General features: G+C 58.9%; 15 protein-coding genes and 4 tRNA genes. 1 reads left to right on the forward strand and 18 read right to left on the reverse strand.

Annotated elements, in window-relative coordinates; translation table 11 throughout:
- From rpsR to ACWI6D_RS02520, 13 genes are all read right to left on the reverse strand, one after another.
- Nucleotides 1–223, reverse strand: a 223-nt coding sequence (gene rpsR / locus ACWI6D_RS02460; protein WP_449133539.1) for a 30S ribosomal protein S18, incomplete at its 3' end; no start/stop codon positions are given.
- 18 nt (nt 224–241) lie between these two features.
- Nucleotides 242–709, reverse strand: coding sequence for a single-stranded DNA-binding protein (locus ACWI6D_RS02465; protein ID WP_449133540.1), 468 nt, complete (start codon nt 707–709; stop codon nt 242–244).
- 57 nt (nt 710–766) lie between these two features.
- The gene (gene rpsF / locus ACWI6D_RS02470) at nt 767–1,060 is read right to left on the reverse strand and encodes a 30S ribosomal protein S6 (RefSeq protein WP_129423495.1); all 294 of its coding nucleotides are present in this window, start codon (nt 1,058–1,060) and stop codon (nt 767–769) included.
- Between the two features lie 375 nt (nt 1,061–1,435).
- Entirely contained in the window at nt 1,436–1,966 is a 531-nt protein-coding gene (locus ACWI6D_RS02475) for a hypothetical protein (protein ID WP_449133541.1), read from the reverse strand.
- A 128-nt stretch (nt 1,967–2,094) separates the two neighbouring features.
- Entirely contained in the window at nt 2,095–2,568 is a 474-nt protein-coding gene (locus ACWI6D_RS02480; protein WP_288285613.1) for a MarR family winged helix-turn-helix transcriptional regulator, read from the reverse strand.
- Between the two features lie 327 nt (nt 2,569–2,895).
- A tRNA-Ser gene (locus ACWI6D_RS02485) sits at nt 2,896–2,988 on the reverse strand.
- 79 nt (nt 2,989–3,067) lie between these two features.
- Nucleotides 3,068–3,159: transfer RNA gene (locus ACWI6D_RS02490), tRNA-Ser, on the reverse strand.
- A 73-nt stretch (nt 3,160–3,232) separates the two neighbouring features.
- Nucleotides 3,233–4,048, reverse strand: coding sequence for an ABC transporter ATP-binding protein (locus ACWI6D_RS02495; protein WP_288285614.1), 816 nt, complete (start codon nt 4,046–4,048; stop codon nt 3,233–3,235).
- A gap of 81 nt (nt 4,049–4,129) precedes the next feature.
- A complete protein-coding gene (locus tag ACWI6D_RS02500; RefSeq protein WP_449133542.1) occupies nt 4,130–5,341 on the reverse strand; it encodes a peptidylprolyl isomerase in 1,212 nt (403 codons plus the stop codon).
- A gap of 266 nt (nt 5,342–5,607) precedes the next feature.
- On the reverse strand, nt 5,608–7,419 hold the full coding sequence (gene typA / locus ACWI6D_RS02505) for a translational GTPase TypA (protein ID WP_302936783.1): 1,812 nt from the start codon (nt 7,417–7,419) through the stop codon (nt 5,608–5,610).
- 9 nt (nt 7,420–7,428) lie between these two features.
- Nucleotides 7,429–7,989: a J domain-containing protein gene (locus ACWI6D_RS02510; protein WP_129423505.1), complete on the reverse strand. Its 561-nt coding sequence runs from the start codon at nt 7,987–7,989 to the stop codon at nt 7,429–7,431.
- 162 nt (nt 7,990–8,151) lie between these two features.
- Nucleotides 8,152–8,227: transfer RNA gene (locus tag ACWI6D_RS02515), tRNA-Ala, on the reverse strand.
- Nucleotides 8,228–8,300: 73 nt separating this feature from the next.
- A tRNA-Ile gene (locus ACWI6D_RS02520) sits at nt 8,301–8,377 on the reverse strand.
- 205 nt (nt 8,378–8,582) lie between these two features.
- On the opposite strand from ACWI6D_RS02520, the gene ACWI6D_RS02525 reads away from it, so the two are divergent.
- Entirely contained in the window at nt 8,583–9,095 is a 513-nt protein-coding gene (locus ACWI6D_RS02525; RefSeq protein ID WP_129423507.1) for a bifunctional nuclease family protein, read from the forward strand.
- Between the two features lie 157 nt (nt 9,096–9,252).
- On the opposite strand, the gene gyrA is transcribed toward ACWI6D_RS02525, so the two are convergent.
- The 5 genes from gyrA to dnaN all read right to left on the reverse strand — a co-directional run bounded on the left by gyrA (nt 9,253) and on the right by dnaN (nt 16,920).
- Nucleotides 9,253–11,988, reverse strand: a complete 2,736-nt coding sequence (gene gyrA / locus ACWI6D_RS02530; RefSeq protein ID WP_449133543.1) for a DNA gyrase subunit A — start codon at nt 11,986–11,988, stop codon at nt 9,253–9,255.
- A 9-nt stretch (nt 11,989–11,997) separates the two neighbouring features.
- The gene (gyrB, locus tag ACWI6D_RS02535; RefSeq protein ID WP_449133544.1) at nt 11,998–13,959 is read right to left on the reverse strand and encodes a DNA topoisomerase (ATP-hydrolyzing) subunit B; all 1,962 of its coding nucleotides are present in this window, start codon (nt 13,957–13,959) and stop codon (nt 11,998–12,000) included.
- Between the two features lie 141 nt (nt 13,960–14,100).
- Nucleotides 14,101–14,682: a hypothetical protein gene (locus tag ACWI6D_RS02540; protein WP_303251573.1), complete on the reverse strand. Its 582-nt coding sequence runs from the start codon at nt 14,680–14,682 to the stop codon at nt 14,101–14,103.
- A gap of 11 nt (nt 14,683–14,693) precedes the next feature.
- A complete protein-coding gene (gene recF, locus ACWI6D_RS02545; protein WP_449133545.1) occupies nt 14,694–15,803 on the reverse strand; it encodes a DNA replication/repair protein RecF in 1,110 nt (369 codons plus the stop codon).
- Nucleotides 15,804–15,819: 16 nt separating this feature from the next.
- Nucleotides 15,820–16,920, reverse strand: coding sequence for a DNA polymerase III subunit beta (gene dnaN, locus ACWI6D_RS02550; protein WP_449133546.1), 1,101 nt, complete (start codon nt 16,918–16,920; stop codon nt 15,820–15,822).
- Nucleotides 16,921–16,973: the final 53 nt, after the last annotated feature.

The following is a 16,973-nucleotide window of genomic DNA, read 5'->3' on the forward strand; positions in this document are numbered from 1 at the left end:
GAACCGCGTAGGGCATCAGAGCCATCTCGCGAGCGCGCTTCACGGCGTTCGCGATGTCACGCTGGTGCTGGGTGCAGGCACCCGTCACGCGGCGCGGCTTGATCTTCCCGCGGTCGGTAACATACTTGCGCAGCATCTGAGTATCTTTGTAGTCGATGTACTCCGCGTCCTCTTTGCAGAACTGGCAGTACTTGCGACGAGGCTGCTTCGCGTAATCGGACATTTCGTAAACCTCTTTCGCTTAAAACGGGATATCTTCGTCGTAAACCGAAGCAGAGGCATTCATAATCGGTGCCGGAGCAGGCTGAGCAGCCATCATAGGCTGAGGCTGCGGGGCGTAGCCAGCGGACATGCCGTTGTCGTAGCCCTGGTTCGCGCCGTTGCGGCTCGACATGAACTCCAACTCGTCAACGATCACTTCAAGCTTGCTGCGGCGCTGACCGTCACGCTCCCAGGAGCTGTAACGAAGCTTGCCTTCGATGGCCACTTTCGTGCCCTTCGTGAGGTACTGCTGAAGCTTTTCCCCGCGGGTACCGAACATGGTGCAATCGACGAAGTTCGGGTAATCCTCCCAATCGCCGGTCTGGGGGTTCTTGCGACGGTCATTGACCGCCACGCCAAAGCCCAGGATTGCCATGCCGGATTGCGTAGAGCGAAGCTCTGCGTCGCGCGTAAGATTTCCGCTGATCATTACTCGGTTGATGCTCATGTGAATCTACCTCTTCTCATGCTGGGGCCTATGACGAGAAGGCCCCTACGTCAAATCCTAATCGCGGTCGGTGCGCTTCACGATCATGTGGCGAACAACAGCATCAGTGATGCGAAGCACGCGATCGAGTTCTGCAACCTCGGCGGGATCAGCGTGGAAATCGATGAGGGTGTAGACACCATCGGTCAGACCATTGATCTCGTAAGCGAGTTTACGCTTGCCCCACTCGTCGACGTTGTCGACGGTACCCTGGGCAGCAGTGATCACGCCCTGGATACGGTTCAGCGTATTTGCGCGGGTTTCCTCGTCGGTAGACGGAGCGACAAAAAACAGCAGTTCGTAAGCCTTCATCAGCTCACCTCCTTTGGACTTTACGGCCCCGGGCTGGTGAAGGCATACACCGGGGCAGGAATTAGCCCGTCTATATTAGCAAAAGGCCGCTTCCTGTTCCAGACAAACATCCATTACGAGCGCATCTGCATCTTTTCATCACATATCGCCTGTTCAGCACCTGCAAACGTAGTAGCGCATCCCGACCGCAGCTGCCATGATGGCACACGAACCTTGCAGACCTTTTGCCGATATAGCGAACGAGGTTCGTCGAGACCTTGCCGACGAACCTCGTTTGTTTGTATGCGCATGTTGCGCCGATGCGCGCAAAACCTTGCAGATATCTTAACGGCTACAGCCTTCCCATACGCAATGCGACTTTAGCCGGGAAACGTGCTATTCCTCAGCCTCGTCTTCCCCTTCGGCTTCTTCCTCGGCGGTGTACTTCTCGTCGATCTCCTCGTCCGAGTACTCACCAGGAGCCTTCAAGGCAATCATGAAGTTCGGGGCGTGGCCGATGTAGGCAGGCTCCTCCTCGAACGTGATGGTGCCGTCTTCGTTCTGCTCGTAAAGGTACCCAACCGCAAAGCCTTGGTCAGCACCAGGGACACCGCCTTCGGCTACCAGCGCGTCTTTCGTGCCTTCGTCGATTTCGACGTAACCGTCGTAGCAGAACGAATATGCCTGCGCGCCCTGCGCGTGCTGCACCGTATGCTGCGCCGCCGCAAAGCAAGCGTCAACGGTTTCGCCGGGGTGGCTTTCAATGAACAGGTTGTCCTTCACCACCAGCGACGTGAAGGGAACCACTTCGTTGCTTTGCGTCAGCTTTTCCTTCGCTTCGTCAAGCGAGAACAGCAATACCTTTTCCAGTACTTCGGGAATCTCGGGAACCTGATCGTCAGAGCTTTCAACAACACGGTCTGCCATTGGTGCATCCTTTCTTCCTTGAACAAGGGAAGCCGCGCTCCCGCATGCATCTATGATGCATCCAGTGTAGCGCGGCTTGCTGTGAGAGGTACCTATTTGATGTGGGAATCGTTGAAATCCCGCAACCTTTAGCGACGATGCTTCTTGCGGCGAACCTTGTAGCCCTTCTTCTTGCCGCTGATGCCCTTTTCCTTCATGGCAACGATAAGCTTCTCGGTGATGGCGTCGAGCTGCTTGACCTCCTCGGCGGTCAAGCAGGACAAGATTTCATCGGCCGTGCGATCGTTCGCGGCGACGCGCTTTTCGGCAAGCTCGCGACCAAGGTCGGTCAGCTTGACGGCGTAGGTGCGCGGCTCGTCAACGCTTTCGATGGTGACGTACTCGTTGCGCTGCGCCTTCTTCACGACGTCCTTCAGGTTGCTGCGGTTCATGCCGAGCGTCTTCACCAGCTCGCGCTGCGGGGCACCGTCGTTTTCCAGCAGGGCGCGCAGCAGGGCACCCTGCCCGCGCTTGTAGCTTTTCGGGCCGTTCTTATGGAACGCCAGGCGAACCAGCTTATTTGCTTTCTTCAGTTGCGCAAGAGACTTTGCGGCTTCGTTCATGGTACGTCCTTTCATTTGGAGAGTGGCTAAAGTATAGGACGTGCCTTATGTCGATGTTTCACGTGAAACGCTTTATACACAAACACTTCGCGGATTAATATTTTCGCAGGTTATTCTGCAGTTTAAATTATTCACGAATTACGAATATCAACCCGACAGCATTGCGGATTCGCATATCAGGACCACATCTTTAGACACCCCGCAAGATGCCCTACGCGCTCGAAAGGCAAGTTCGAACCAGAGAGACCCTCGCCTCTCGGTCCGAATCCTCAGCAAGACCCCTGGAAAAAGAAAAGGTCCCTGCAATTGCAGGAACCTAAAATCGCGTGGCGGAGGAGGAGGGATTCGAACCCTCGTCACCGGGGTTTCCGGTGAAACGGTTTTCGAGACCGCCGCATTCAACCACTCTGCCACCCCTCCGCATGGGGTGCAGCCGACCGGTTTTCAAAGCCGACTGTATAAAAAAGGCGTTACCATAAAGGTTCCGCCGGGATAATTCTGGCGGAGAGATGGGGATTCGAACCCCAGATACGCTTTTGGCGTATACACGATTTCCAATCGTGCACCTTCGGCCAGCTCGGTCATCTCTCCGCTTGCTTACGTTCTGCACAGCGTTCATGTTGTTTCTCATGTGCCCATGCAGCGGTTTAGTAGTTTACCTCATTTAGTACGAACTCACAAGGGAATAATACTCATTATTTTTGCCATTTTTTGCAACTTGCAGCGGAACGTCAAACAACGAGCTCATAACCTTGTCCGTAAGCATGTCCTCCTTCGCACCATCGGCGAACAGCTTGCCTTCCTTGATCAGCACCAAACGGCTGATTTCGGGAATGATGTCCTCAGGATAATGCGTGATCAGCACAATGCCTTTGCCCGCGCGCGCCAAATCGCGCATGCTCGAGCGCACGTAGTACATGCCTTCCGGATCAAGGCCCGTGCACGGCTCGTCAAGCAGCAGCGTGCTGGGGTCGTGCACCAACGCGCGCGCAAAGAGCACGCGGCGCGCCTGGCCGCTCGACATCGTCATGATGTCCTGGTCGGCCAGCTTCGCCACACCCAGCATCTCCATGGCCTCAAGCGCCTTGGCGTGCGAACGCTCGTCGGGGTGCACGTGGCGCGGCAAGCCCAACGTGCCGAACAAGCCGCCTTCCACAATGTCCACGGCAGGCAGATGCACGTTGATTTGCGACTGCATCGTCGACGACACCACGCCAAGCGTCTTTTTCACCTCGTCAAGCGTGGCGCGGGGGTTCCCGTTGAACTTCACCGGAGGCTTCTCGCGATACAGTGGCATCACCTCGCGCGTGATCAGCTTCACGAACGTGGACTTACCGGCGCCATTCGGGCCGAGTAGCGCGATGTTCTCCCCTTTCGCCAGGCTGAACGAATCCACATGAAGGATCGTCCTGCTTTGGCGCACCACCTCAGCGTTTTCGAGCTCGAAAAGCGGCTCAGCTGCTTGCATTTGTTCATTCATAGTTACCATCCTGGCTTAAACAAAGAAGGGAACCCAGTGCTGCGGATTCCCTTCTGATGTACGTGTTTCTGCCGTTAACGGCTAGTTTGCGGAAGAAGTTTTCGTGGTGCTTGCATCGCCCTCGGTAGAGGCAGTCGACTCGTTATCGGCCGTATTCGCCGAATCGGTGGTAGCACCATCGCTGCTGGACTCATCGGACGTCGAAGAGCTGTCGGACGTATCGGTCTGATACTTCGACATATCCACGTCGTAAGGCAGGCCGGAAGGCATGTCGTTGATCTGCAGGTCGGAGGAATCCTTCTTCTCGCTCAGCCAATTCTGGTAGTTCGTGGTCTGACCCCGAGACTGCAGCGACTCCTTGATAGATTCCTGCCACTCGGTAGGAATCTGGTCGATGCTGGTCACCTTCACCGTTTCGGTACCGTCATCGGCGGTTTCCTTCGGTGCGTTGAACACGTCAGTGCACTTGATGACATGAATGCCATATGTGCTGTTAACAAGGCCGCTGACCTGGTCTTTCTCAAGGCCGTTCAGCGCATCGGTGTACTCCTGCACAAAGGAGTTGGTCTTATCCCAGCCCACATCGCCGCCGTTTTCGGCAGAACCCTTATCCTGGGAGTACTGCTTGGCAGCCTCGGCGAAATCAAGCTCGCCGGAGTTAATCTTGTCCAGAACCTCCTGAGCGGTTGCCTCGTCATCGGAATTGAACAGGATGTGAGAGGAACGCTTCGCGCCATCGTACGCGCTTGCATACATCTGCGCATACTGCAGCATGTCCTCATCGGAAGGCTGCTCGTCGGACGTGAACGTGTTGTACAGCTCTTTCGCCTTGAGCTGCAGCTCAATTTCAGAACGATACTCGTCCTCGGTCATGCCCGCCTGCTCAAGCGCGGCCTGCCACTTGTCGTCGCTATCGTAGTTGGCCTTCATTTTGTCGACGTAGCTGTCCACCTCGGAGCTGTCGACGGTGATACCCTTCTCTTCGGCACCGGAGTTGATAAGCTCGCGGGTGACGTACGTGTTGATGATCTGTTCGCGCACGCCTGCCGGGTCGGTACCCATCTGGGCCAGGTAGTTGCCCCAGGAGTCTTCGTCAGTCAGACCCTGCTGCTCGCGCACGCTTTGGATGTAATCCGTCACCGTATCTTCGTAGATGTTGGTGCCGTTGATGGTTGCTGCCACCGCGCCGGAACCGGATGACTGGTTGTTGCTGGAGCAACCGGCAACGCCCATGATGCAGGCCGCCGACAAACCCATCGCGCAAACCGTCGAGATAATGCGAGATGCCTTCATAGAACCCTTCCTCAGAATTGCCAAAACCGCTTTATACCAGGCGGTTTAATCTGAAATGCTTCGTGCGCATTTTCCCACAGCGCTCATCAGAGTTATCTTCACAGCACAATATGCCCATGCAGGTTTCACAGTACCCAAGGGTTCCTACATCATTTGGCGTAATCTGACGAAAAAAGACGGCCCCGAGGGGCCGTCTTTTTCATGCGTTCTCTTAGCCGTGCGACAGTCGCTTTCACTGTTTCGCGGCGGCATAAGCAGTTGCAGTTTTATTTCTTCGCAGCCTTCTTACGCTCGATGGTGCTGAGGATGCGCTTGCGCAGGCGAATGGACTGCGGCGTGATCTCCACCAGCTCGTCGTCCTCGATGTACTCGAGCGCCTCTTCAAGCGTGAAGGTGATCGGCGGCGTCAGCTGGATGGCCTTGTCCGCGGTGGAGGAGCGCTGGTTGCCCAGGTTCTTCGTCTTGGACACGTTAACCACCATGTCGCCTTCCTTGGCGGACTCGCCCACGATCATGCCCTCGTAGCACTCGTCGCCCGGCTTAACGAACAGGCGGCCGCGCTGCTGCAGCGTGTCGAGCGCGTATGCAACCGCCTTGTCGGTTGCCATGGCGATCATGCCGCCGTTCTTGCGGCCTTCCATCTCGCCGGAGTAAGGGCCGTACTCGCGGAAGTGGTGGAACAGCACCGCTTCGCCATGCGTTGCGTTGAGGATGCGGGTTTTCAGGCCCATGGTGCCGCGCGACGGGATGCTGAACGTCAGGTGCGTCATGTTCTCATCAGACGCCATGTCCTCCATGATGCCGCCGGCAGTGCCCATGACTTCGATGGCCTTGCCGGAGTAATCGTTCGGCACGTCGACGGTGGCTTCCTCGATAGGCTCGAGCTTGTTGCCGTGCTCGTCGGTCTTGTACACAACCTGCGGGCGGCCGACCTGGAATTCGAAGCCTTCGCGGCGCATGGTTTCCATAAGCACGGACAGATGCAGCACACCACGGCCGGCAACGCGCACGCCAGACTTGTCCTCGGTCTCGTCGATGCGCATGGAAATGTTGCTTTCCTTCTCGCGCATCAGGCGCTCTTTGAGCTGGCGAGCACCGACGATATCGCCTTCGCGGCCCACAAGCGGGCTGGTGGAAGCTTCGAAGACAACGGCCATCGTAGGCTCTTCAACGGCGATGGGCTCCATCTCCACCGGGTTTTCCGGATCGGTAATGACATCTCCGATGTCTGCGGCCTCAACACCGATGACGGCCACGATGTCGCCCGCGTGGGCCTCGGGAACTTCCTGCTTGCCCAGGTTCTCGAACGTGTACACCTTGCGAATCTGCGCTTTGTACTCGTTGCCGTCGGGCTGCACCACAAGCACCTGCTCCTTCTCGTGCAGCGTGCCGCTGTGCAGACGGCCGACGCCGATGCGGCCTTCGTAGCTGCTGTGGTCGACGGTGCACACCTGCAGGGCAACCGGGCCGTCCACGTCAACGTCGGGGCACGGAATCTCGTTGATGATGGTGTCGAGCAACGGCACCATGTCCATGTTGCCGTCCTCGGGGTCCATACGCGCGTAGCCGTTCACGGCAGAGGCGTACACCACGGGGAAGTCAAGCTGCTCGTCGGATGCGCCCAGCTCAACCATCAGGTCGAACACCTTGTCAACGGCACCTTCGGGGTCGGCGTTGGGGCGGTCGATCTTGTTCACCACCACCACGATGCGCAGGCCGCGCTCAAGAGCGTGGGACAGCACGAAGCGCGTCTGGGGCTTCGGGCCTTCGTAGGCGTCGACGATCAGCAGCGCGCCGTCGGCCATGTTGAGCACGCGCTCCACCTCGCCGCCGAAGTCGGCGTGGCCAGGCGTGTCGATGACGTTGATCTTGATTCCCTTGTAGTGGATGGAGATGTTCTTGGAAAGAATGGTGATGCCGCGCTCGCGCTCCTGGTCGTTGGAGTCAAGAACGCGCTCTTGAACTTCCTGGTTCTCGCGGAACACGTGGGACGACCACAGCAGGCGGTCGACCAGCGTGGTCTTGCCGTGGTCAACGTGAGCGATGATAGCGACGTTGCGTAGACCTTCTTGCTTCATACGGTTGTGTTACTCCTCTTCCATTTCTTGCGCGATGCGGCGCTCTTCCTTATTCAGTTCGTCAATATGCTCGTTAAGCGTAGCGATAGAACGTTGAGATGATACCACCTGCACAATGCCCCAGATGGCCGCGGTAGACGCTATGGCCGCAACCACACCGAACAACCCGAAAGGGCGCCGGCCGCAGAACAGAGCCACCAGACCGCCCACAACCGCCATGCCGATGCCATTGCGGCGCTCATCGAGCACGGCGTCGCGCTGGCGAACTAGCTGCGTGCGAGCAGCGGCTATGCCGGCAAGGCGCGCATCGTCGGCATCATAGCCGGCACGGGCCGATGAGGAAGCGCCTGAAGCGGCACGCGAGCCCTTGCGCCCCTTCGACGACGTCAGGTAGTCGTAGGCTTCCTGCAGGTTCTTGAACTGTTCCGTAGCGCGTTCCTGCAGCTTCTTGTTCGTTGCGAAGCGATCGGGGTGCAGAATCTGGGCCGTCTCGCGGTAGGCGGTCTTGATATCCTCGTCCGTTGCGTCCTCGTCAAGGCCCAACGTACGCAGCGCTTCCAGTCGGTTCATAGCACCTCGCTTGATAGAGCGGTTTTCTTCGCTTGCCATGGTATAAAAAATCGCAGGCACCATGCCTGCGATTCAAAAATCACACCTGCAAAAAAAGAAGCTCCCCCGCAATGCAGGCAAAAAAATTGCAGGCCCGTTACCAGACCTGCAATCAAACTTCCATGGTGGAGGTTAGGGGGATCGAACCCCTGACCTCAGGCTTGCAAAGCCCGCGCTCTCCCAGCTGAGCTAAACCCCCATTGGCTGCACTTAACAATAATAAACGCTCCACCGGCAAACTCGGCTCACGGTGGAGCGTTTATCGCAAATACTGGTGGGCCCGAATGGATTTGAACCAGCGACCTCACGCTTATCAGGCGTGCGCTCTAACCAACTGAGCTACGGGCCCTTTCGAAAAGTGCTCGTCTATTATAACCACCCCCTCAACGGATGGTCAAGAAGAATTTTCAACTTTTGAGAAAAATTTTTTCTGGCCAGTATTCATTGAAGAAAGCGCAGGTCAAGCGTGATTTTATGGCTATAATCACGCTTGAAGGGTTGCAGGGGAATACGTTATATGAGTTTTCAACTCATATAATAAGGAGGGCTGTTTCGTGATACCGATTGTCGTTCAAACGCTTATCGTCACCAGCGCGCCTGGACCCTCTGCCCTTGTCTTGCGTCCGCTTGAAGACAGCGTCTCTGACGGCAAGTACCGCGTGGTTCCCATATGGGTTGGCGTTGCCGAAGCAACGCAGCTGAGCATCGCGCTTGAGCACACGAAGATGACCCGGCCTATGACGCACGACTTATTCCTTGACGCGATTACGAATCTTGATGCCCGCATCGATCATGTCCTCATCAACGACGTTCAAGGCGCCATGTTCTTCTCCAAGCTTTTTCTCTCGCAGCATGGCAGGATCGTCGAGCTTGATGCCCGCCCAAGCGACGCCGTGTCTCTGGCACTGCGGCAAGATGCTCCCCTGTTCATCGAAGAATCCGTTCTCGAACGCGCGTCCTATCCCTACATCGTTCGCAACAAAACGGGACTGCCCGTAACTCAGCAGGAACTGGCAGAGTTCCACTCGTTCATCTCGAACATCAGCCCCGATGACTTCTCCGCTTAGCAAATGTTTCACGTGAAACATTTGCTAAGCGCGATTCCGGGCGCAGTTACTAGCCAACGTAGCTGACTAGCTCAATCCATCAATCAAGTGCTCAGAGCATAAAGAAAGCCGCCCGTAGGCGGCTTTCTTCGATTCGAGGGAAGCAATCGGCTTTTGTCTATTCCTCGGTCATCTCATCGATTTGAGACTCGTCCATCTCGCCAGTGCCATCGTCGGCGGCAGCGCCCTGCGCCTTGCCGCGAGCCGAAATGGCAACCGCCGTGACGCGATCTTCCTCGGCAACGTTCATGACGCGAACGCCCTGGGTGGAACGGCCAAGCTCGGAAATACCATCGACCGGCGTGCGCACAACAACGCCTTCTTCGGACATAATCATGATCTCGTCGTCGGCGCCGACGATCTTCATGGCCGCCAGCAGACCCTTCTTCTCCGTCATGGTGATCGTGAACACACCTTGGCCACCACGATGGTGCGACGGGTATTCGGAAATGGCCGTACGCTTGCCGTAGCCCTTCTCCGTGATCACGAACAGGTCGGTGTCGGGGCGCGCGATCTCCATGCCCAGCACCTTGGCAATCGGCGGCACCGTCATGCCGCGCACGCCCATGGTGCCGCGGCCCATGGCGCGCACTTCATCCTCGGGCCACATGATGGCCTTGCCCGCAGACGACACCATGATGACGTTCTCGCCCTTCGCCACGCGGCGCACGCTGATGAGGTTGTCGCCGTCCTTCAGGTTGATGGCGATAAGGCCGTCGCGGCGCGTGCGGTCGTACTGCTCCATGGACGTCTTCTTCACCATGCCGTGCTCGGTGGCGAACATAAGGTATTCGTCAGCCGGGAAGTCCTTCGTAGCGATGACAGCGCTGATGGTCTCGCCCTTCTCAAGCGGCAGCAGGTTCACGATGGCCGTGCCGCGCGCCTGGCGCGATGCCTCGGGCAGCTCGTAGACCTTCAGGCGATACACTTTGCCCTTCGTGCTGAAGAACAGCATGTAGGAATGCGTGGACGCCACGAATAGGTGCTCGACGTAGTCGTTGTCCTTAAGGTTCACGGCCTGCATGCCCTTGCCGCCGCGCTTCTGTTGGCGGTACGTGGCTACGGGCAGGCGCTTGACGTAGCCGGCCTTCGTGACCGTGACCACCATGTTCTCCTCGGCGATAAGATCCTCGACGTCAAGATCCTTCGCAGCCTCGGACAGCTGCGTCTTGCGCGGCGTGTCGAACTTCTTCTTGACCTCTTGAAGTTCCTCTTTGATGATGTCGTGCACCAGCTGAGGGTCGGACAGCACGCGGTTGTAGTACGCGATTTTCTCGCGCAGTTCGGCCAGTTCGCCCTCGATTTTCTCGCGTTCCAAGCCGGTCAGACGACGCAGGCGCATCTCGAGAATGGCGGTGGTCTGCTTGTCGGTCAGACCGAAGCGCTCGGTCAGGCGCGCTGCCGCCTCTTTGTCGGTCTGCGACGAGCGGATGATGCTGATGACTTCGTCGATGTTATCGAGTGCAACAACCAAGCCTTCCAGGATATGCGCGCGTTCTTCGGCTTTCGCCAGCTCATAGCGCGTACGACGCACGATGACGTCTTCCTGGTGCTTGATGTAGTAGTGCAGCGTCTCTTTCAGGGACAAAACGCGCGGCACGCCGTCCACCAGCGCAAGCATGATGACGCCGAAGCCCACCTGCAGCTGCGTGTGCTTGAACAGCTTGTTCAGCACCACCTGCGGGATGGCGTCTTTCTTCAGTTCGATGATGATGTCGATGCCGTGGCGGTCGGCGCCATCGTGGATGTTGGCGATCTCGGGGAGTTTCTTCTCGCGCACCAGCTCGCCAAGCTTCTCAAGCAGGCGCTGGCGGTTCACCTGGTAAGGAATCTCCTTGACCACGATGGAGCTTTTGCCGTTCTTGCCTTCCTCGATTTCGCACTTGGCGCGCACGGTCAAGCTGCCGCGGCCGGTTTCGTACGCATCAAGGACGCCCTTCTTGCCCATGATGATGCCGCCGGTCGGGAAGTCCGGACCGGGCAGCACCTTCATCAGTTCGGCCGTGGTGACCTCGGGGTTGTCCAGCATCAGGCACGTGGCATCGATCGTCTCGCCCAGGTTGTGCGGCGGGATGTTCGTGGCCATGCCAACGGCGATGCCGTTCGAGCCGTTTACGAGCAGGTTCGGGAAACGCGCCGGCAAAACCGTGGGCTCTTCGAGGCTTTCGTCGTAGTTTGGCTGGAAATCGACCGTTTCCTTGTCCAAATCGCGCAACAGCTCCATAGCCGCCTTGTCCAGGCGCGCCTCGGTGTAACGCATTGCTGCGGCGGAGTCGCCGTCGATGGAGCCGAAGTTGCCGTGGCCGTCGATAAGCGGCACGCGCATGCTGAACGGCTGCGCCAAGCGCACCATCGTGTTGTACACGGCGGAGTCGCCATGCGGGTGGTACTTACCGATAACGTCGCCGACGGTACGCGCCGACTTCATGTGCGGGCGGTTCGGCGTATAGCCGGACTCGTTCATGGCGTACAGGATGCGGCGGTGAACCGGCTTCAGGCCGTCGCGCACGTCAGGCAGCGCGCGGCTGACGATAACGCTCATGGAATATTCCAGGAACGAAGCCGCCATTTCCTTGCCCAGATACGCTGCGCGCACCGTGGTGCCCTCGCCGCCGTTAGCATCCTCGATAATCGAGCCGTGCGGGTTCGCGATCGTGGACATATCGATAAGCGAGCGCGCCTTGTCTTCCTCGGAAACCGGGCCCGAGGTGACCGTGTGGCCAGGCGCCTCGACCGCCGTTTCCTGGGCGTCGGTGTCTTCCGCGTCTTGCTGCGCGGCGTCCACCAGGCGCTTCAGGTCGTCGGGAAGCTCCTCGCTGCCTGCGCCCTCGCGGTTGTCAGTGTTGTCTGCCATTCATTTCTCCTAAATGTCCAGGAAGCGGACGTCGCGCGCGTGCTTCTGGATGAATTCCTTGCGCGGCTCCACCTGGTCGCCCATAAGCTCGCTTACCGTGCGCTCGGCTTCCGCGGCGTCGTCGATGCTGACCTGCAGAAGCGTGCGCGTGGCCGGCTCCATGGTGGTTTCCCACAGCTGGTCGGGGTCCATCTCGCCCAAGCCCTTGTAGCGCTGCACGTCGAACTTCTCCGAACCGCCCATGGCCTCAAGCTCGCGGCCCAGGCTGTTCTCGTCGTAGATGTAGCGCTCGATTTTCGTGGAGCGGGTGTTCTTCTTCTTCACGCCGAAGATGGGCGGGCAGGCGATGTACACGTAGCCGCGGTTGATGAGCTCCGGCATGTAGCGATAGAAGAACGTCAGCAGCAGGATACGGATGTGCGCGCCGTCGACATCGGCATCGGTCATGATGATGATGCGGTGGTAGCGCGCCTGGTCGGCATCGAAATCGTCGCCGATGTTCGTGCCGATGGCCGTGATGAGCGAGCTGATGGTGTCGCTTGACAGGGCGCGGTGCAAACCTGCGCGCTCGACGTTGAGAATCTTGCCGCGCAGCGGCAGGATGGCCTGCGTCTTGCGATCGCGCGCCTGCTTGGCGCTGCCGCCTGCCGAATCGCCCTCTACAATGAAGATTTCGGACTCTTCGGGCTTCTTCGACGAGCAGTCGGCCAGCTTGCCCGGCAGGGCGAACGAGTCGAGCACGCCCTTGCGGCGCGTCATCTCGCGAGCTTTGCGTGCCGCTTCGCGCGCCTTCAGCGCCTGCGTGGCCTTGCTGATGATGCGCTTGGCCGGCGCCGGGTTTTCCTCAAGGTATTCGGCCAAGCCCTGCGTCACCGCGTTTTGCACCAGCGGGCGAATCTCGCTGTTGCCCAGCTTCGTTTTCGTCTGGCCCTCGAACTGCGGGTCGTGCAGCTTCACGGAGATGACGGCCGCCAAACCCTCGCGCGTGTCGTCGCCGGACAGGTTGCTGTCCTTCTCCTTCAGGATGCCCTTGCTGCGCGCGTATTCGTTGATAGTGCGCGTGACGGCCTGCTTGAAGCCGTCTAGGTGCGTGCCGCCTTCGTGCGTGTTGATGTTGTTTGCGAACGCCATGACCGAATTCGCCGAGAACGACGTGGACCACTGCATGGCCACCTCGACGGTGCCGTCGGTGTTTTCCGCCTCGAAGTAGATGGGGTCGTTCAGCGTTTCGCGGCCTTTGTTCAAAAACTTCACGAAGTCGATGATGCCGCCTTCGTACTGGAATACCTCGCGATGCGGCTCAGGTGCGGCATCGGACAGCACGGCATCAGGGTTTTCGCGCTCGTCGGTCAGCGAAATCTTCAGGCCTTTGTTCAAAAACGCCATCTCGCGGAAGCGCGCGGCAAGCGTGCCGTAATCGAAGACGGTCGTTTCGGTGAAAATCTCGGCATCGGGCCAGAACGTCACCGTGGTGCCGGTGTGCTCCGACGTGCCCACTTCGTGCAGCTTCTCGCACGTCACGCCGTGGTCGAAGGCGATCTGATATTCCTTGCCGTCGCGGCGCACGTTCACCTGAACTTTGGTGGACAAAGCGTTCACTACCGACACGCCCACGCCGTGCAGACCGCCGGACACCTTGTACCCTTCGCCGCCGAACTTGCCGCCGGCGTGCAGCACGGTCAGAACCACCTCGACCGTGGGGATTTTCTCCTTGGGGTGCAGGTCAACCGGGATGCCGCGGCCGTCGTCGGTGACGGTGATGGAGTTATCGGGATGAATGGTCACCTCGATATGGCTGCAGTAACCGGCCAGCGCCTCGTCGACGGCGTTGTCGACCACCTCGTAAACAAGATGGTGCAAGCCGCGCGGGCCCGTCGAGCCGATGTACATGCCAGGACGCTTGCGGACAGGCTCAAGCCCTTCGAGGACCTGAATGTCCGAGCCGTCGTAATGATCAGGTTTTGCTGCCACTGACACGCTCCTTTTTGGATAACAGTTGCCATATCCTAGCTGAATCTAGAACTTATAGATTTTATCATAGACGCTTTTGATGAGACATGACTTCATAGCCTCTACAGGCCACCAGAAGCCGCTAGAGCCGTGTTTTTAGTTTTAGAGGGCACTTTTGCCGTTTTTTGAAGTTGGCGGCTGCTCGCTTGCGTCTAAAGCGTTCAGAATCGATTCACGCAGGCGCTTGTTCTCCACCGTTTGCGCTTGCTGGCGCAAACGCTCGGCGGCATCGTGGTCGATAAGCGGCTTGGCTGCAGAGCGCGAGGACGCGGCCGTTGCACGCTGGGCGTCTTCGCGAAACGGATGGCGCGCCTTCATGTCGAAGCGGGCCGGCTTGATGGAAAACGCCTCCACGTGCTCGCCCTGGCGGTTCAGGTGCATCTTGAGCATCTCCTGGCGCGCATCAAGGTCCGAGCGAACCATCGCGTCGTCGCAATACACCACCAGAAGCGTCTTGCCCTGCGGCACGCGGGCCGCCGCCGGGTCGTTCGCCTTGTCGGGACGCATGATGTACACCGCGTTCGTGTGATCGAGGATAAGCGGCGCGGAAGAACCGTACACCGCCTCGGTTGCCATGCGCCAACGCACATGGACTTCCGCGACGCGGCGCGATTTGGCAGCCTGGGCGCCCTGCTCCCCCAGGCCCTGCAAAAGCTGCTGCAGCCCATCGCCCAATCGAGCCATGCCGGGCCTCCTTACTCCATGGGCAGGCGCACCACGCGCGCCGCCGCCAACACGTCGTCGTCGAAATACGCCAGATTCGCCGTGGTGATGAACGTCTGAATGTCCCCGGGCACGAACTTCACCAGCGATGCGCGGCGCTGCGCGTCAAGCTCGCTCATAACGTCGTCGAGCAAAAGCACCGGCTTTTGCCCCAGCAGGTCGCAAATAAGCGTCACTTCCGCCAACTTGAACGCTAGCACCACCGAACGCTGCTGCCCTTGACTTCCATATATGCCAACGGGGCGGCCTTCTACGTAGAATTCGATGCGATCGGCGTGCGGGCCTATCAAGCTTCGCCGGCGCGCGCGTTCCGCTGCCGCTTGGCTTTTCAGGGCGGCAGCCATCTCCTCGCGCACTTTGTCGCGCTCAAGCTGCACGCCCGGCTCGATCCAGCGACCCTCTTCGTACCACGAAGGCGCATAGCGCGCCGCAAGCTGCTCGCAGCCGCCCGTGATGTCGTGGTAGTGCGACGCCATAGCTCGCCCAAGCTTTTCGAACAGCGCCGCGCGATAGCACACAAGCTGCGCGCCGCACGTCACCATCATGTCGTTCAGACTTTCGATCAGAAGCGGGGACGCCTCGTCTTTCAGCAGCGCGTTTTTGTTCCGCAGCACCTTGTCCCAATCGCGCCGGATAAGGTAGTGGTTCTTCGACAGCTGCGACCCCACGCCGTCAAGGGCGTTGCGCCGGCCCGTCATGGACCCCTTCGCCAGCTCAAGGTCGTCGGGTGTGAACGCCACCGACGGGATGACGCCTTTAAGGTCGACGGCGCGCTTGGGCTTTCCGTTCAGCGTGAAGCGCCGTTTGCCCGCCTCGATGGCCAGTCCAAGCGTCAGCTGGCGGTTGCCGTCGCTGGCCTCGGCGGAAAGCTGCGCCAGCGACGCCCCTTCGCGCACCAGCTGCACGCCCGTCGGATGGCGAAACGACGATTGCGCGGTAAGCAGCTGGATACCCTCCACCACGTTCGTCTTCCCAATGGCGTTAGGGCCAACCAACACGGTAAGGGGCCCTATGCCGCCAAGGTGAAACGACTCGTAGCTGCGGAAATCCCGGAACGAGATATCGGTGATGCGAAGGTCCATGCCGCGTTTTCAGCCTTTAGGAGATGCGAACCGGCATGACCAGGTACAGGAAGTTCTCGCCTTCCGCCGCCTTGAAGATGCCCGGCTTCATGCTCGTCTGAACCTCAAGATACACGTTGTCGGTGCCCACAGACCCCAGCCCGTCAAGCACGTAAGCGTAGTTGAACGCGATTTCGACGTTCTCGCCCTCGCCCTGGCACGTCAGGGTTTCCTGGGCGCTGCCCACGTCCTGTGCCGCGGCGGAAAGCTGCACCGTCTGGCTATCCACGTCGATGGCGAACTTCACCGGCGAGCTTTGCTGGCCCAAGATGGACGTGCGCTTCACGCCCGACACCAGATGAGACACGTTCAGCTGCACGCGCGTGTTGTACGAATCGGGAAGCAGCTGGCGATAGTTTGGGAAGTTGCCCTCGATGCGGCGGTTGATGAACACGGTGTCGTGATACGTCACCACGATCTGGTTCTCGGCCAGCGCGATGGTCAGCGGGTCGTCCGTGCGGTTCAGGGAAGCAAGCTCCTGCAAGAGCGAGCCGGCGATGACGGCCTGGAAGCCCTCGGCGGCAGGCTCGTCAAGCTGCGCCTCGGTGATGGCAAGGCGGTACGAGTCGGTCGCGACCATCTTCAGCGTCACACCCTCAAGCGTGATAAGCACGCCGGTGAGGATGGCGCGGCTTTCGTCTTTCGATACAACGCGGGCCACGCGCTTGACCATCGACGAGAACTGAGAGAACGGGATGGAAATGGCCTGCTGCGTGTCAACATGCGGGAAGCCGGGGAAATCCTCGGCGTCAAGCGTCTTGATAGAGAACGAGGACGCGTCGCACGTGATGACGGCAGCCTCATCGAGCGTCTCAACATGCACGGCGGCATCGGGCAGGTTCTTCACGATGTCGAAGAACAGCTTGCCGGGGAACACCGAGCGCCCTTCTTCTTCGATGAGCGCGGGGATGGTGTATTGAATGGACAGCTCCAAGTCCGTGGCTTGGAGCGTCACGTGATCGTTTTGCGCGTTGAGGTAAATGCCGGACAGGATGGGCAACGTTGAACGGGTTGCGATGCCCTTGAGAACAACGGCTAAGGCGTCTTGCAGCTCTGCTTGGTTAATGCTGAATTTCACAGGCTTCTCTTTCTCTCAGTTGGTTGCTGTTCCCTGCGCTTGTTGAAGTGAGG

It is taken from the genome of Senegalimassilia sp. (assembly GCF_977052095.1).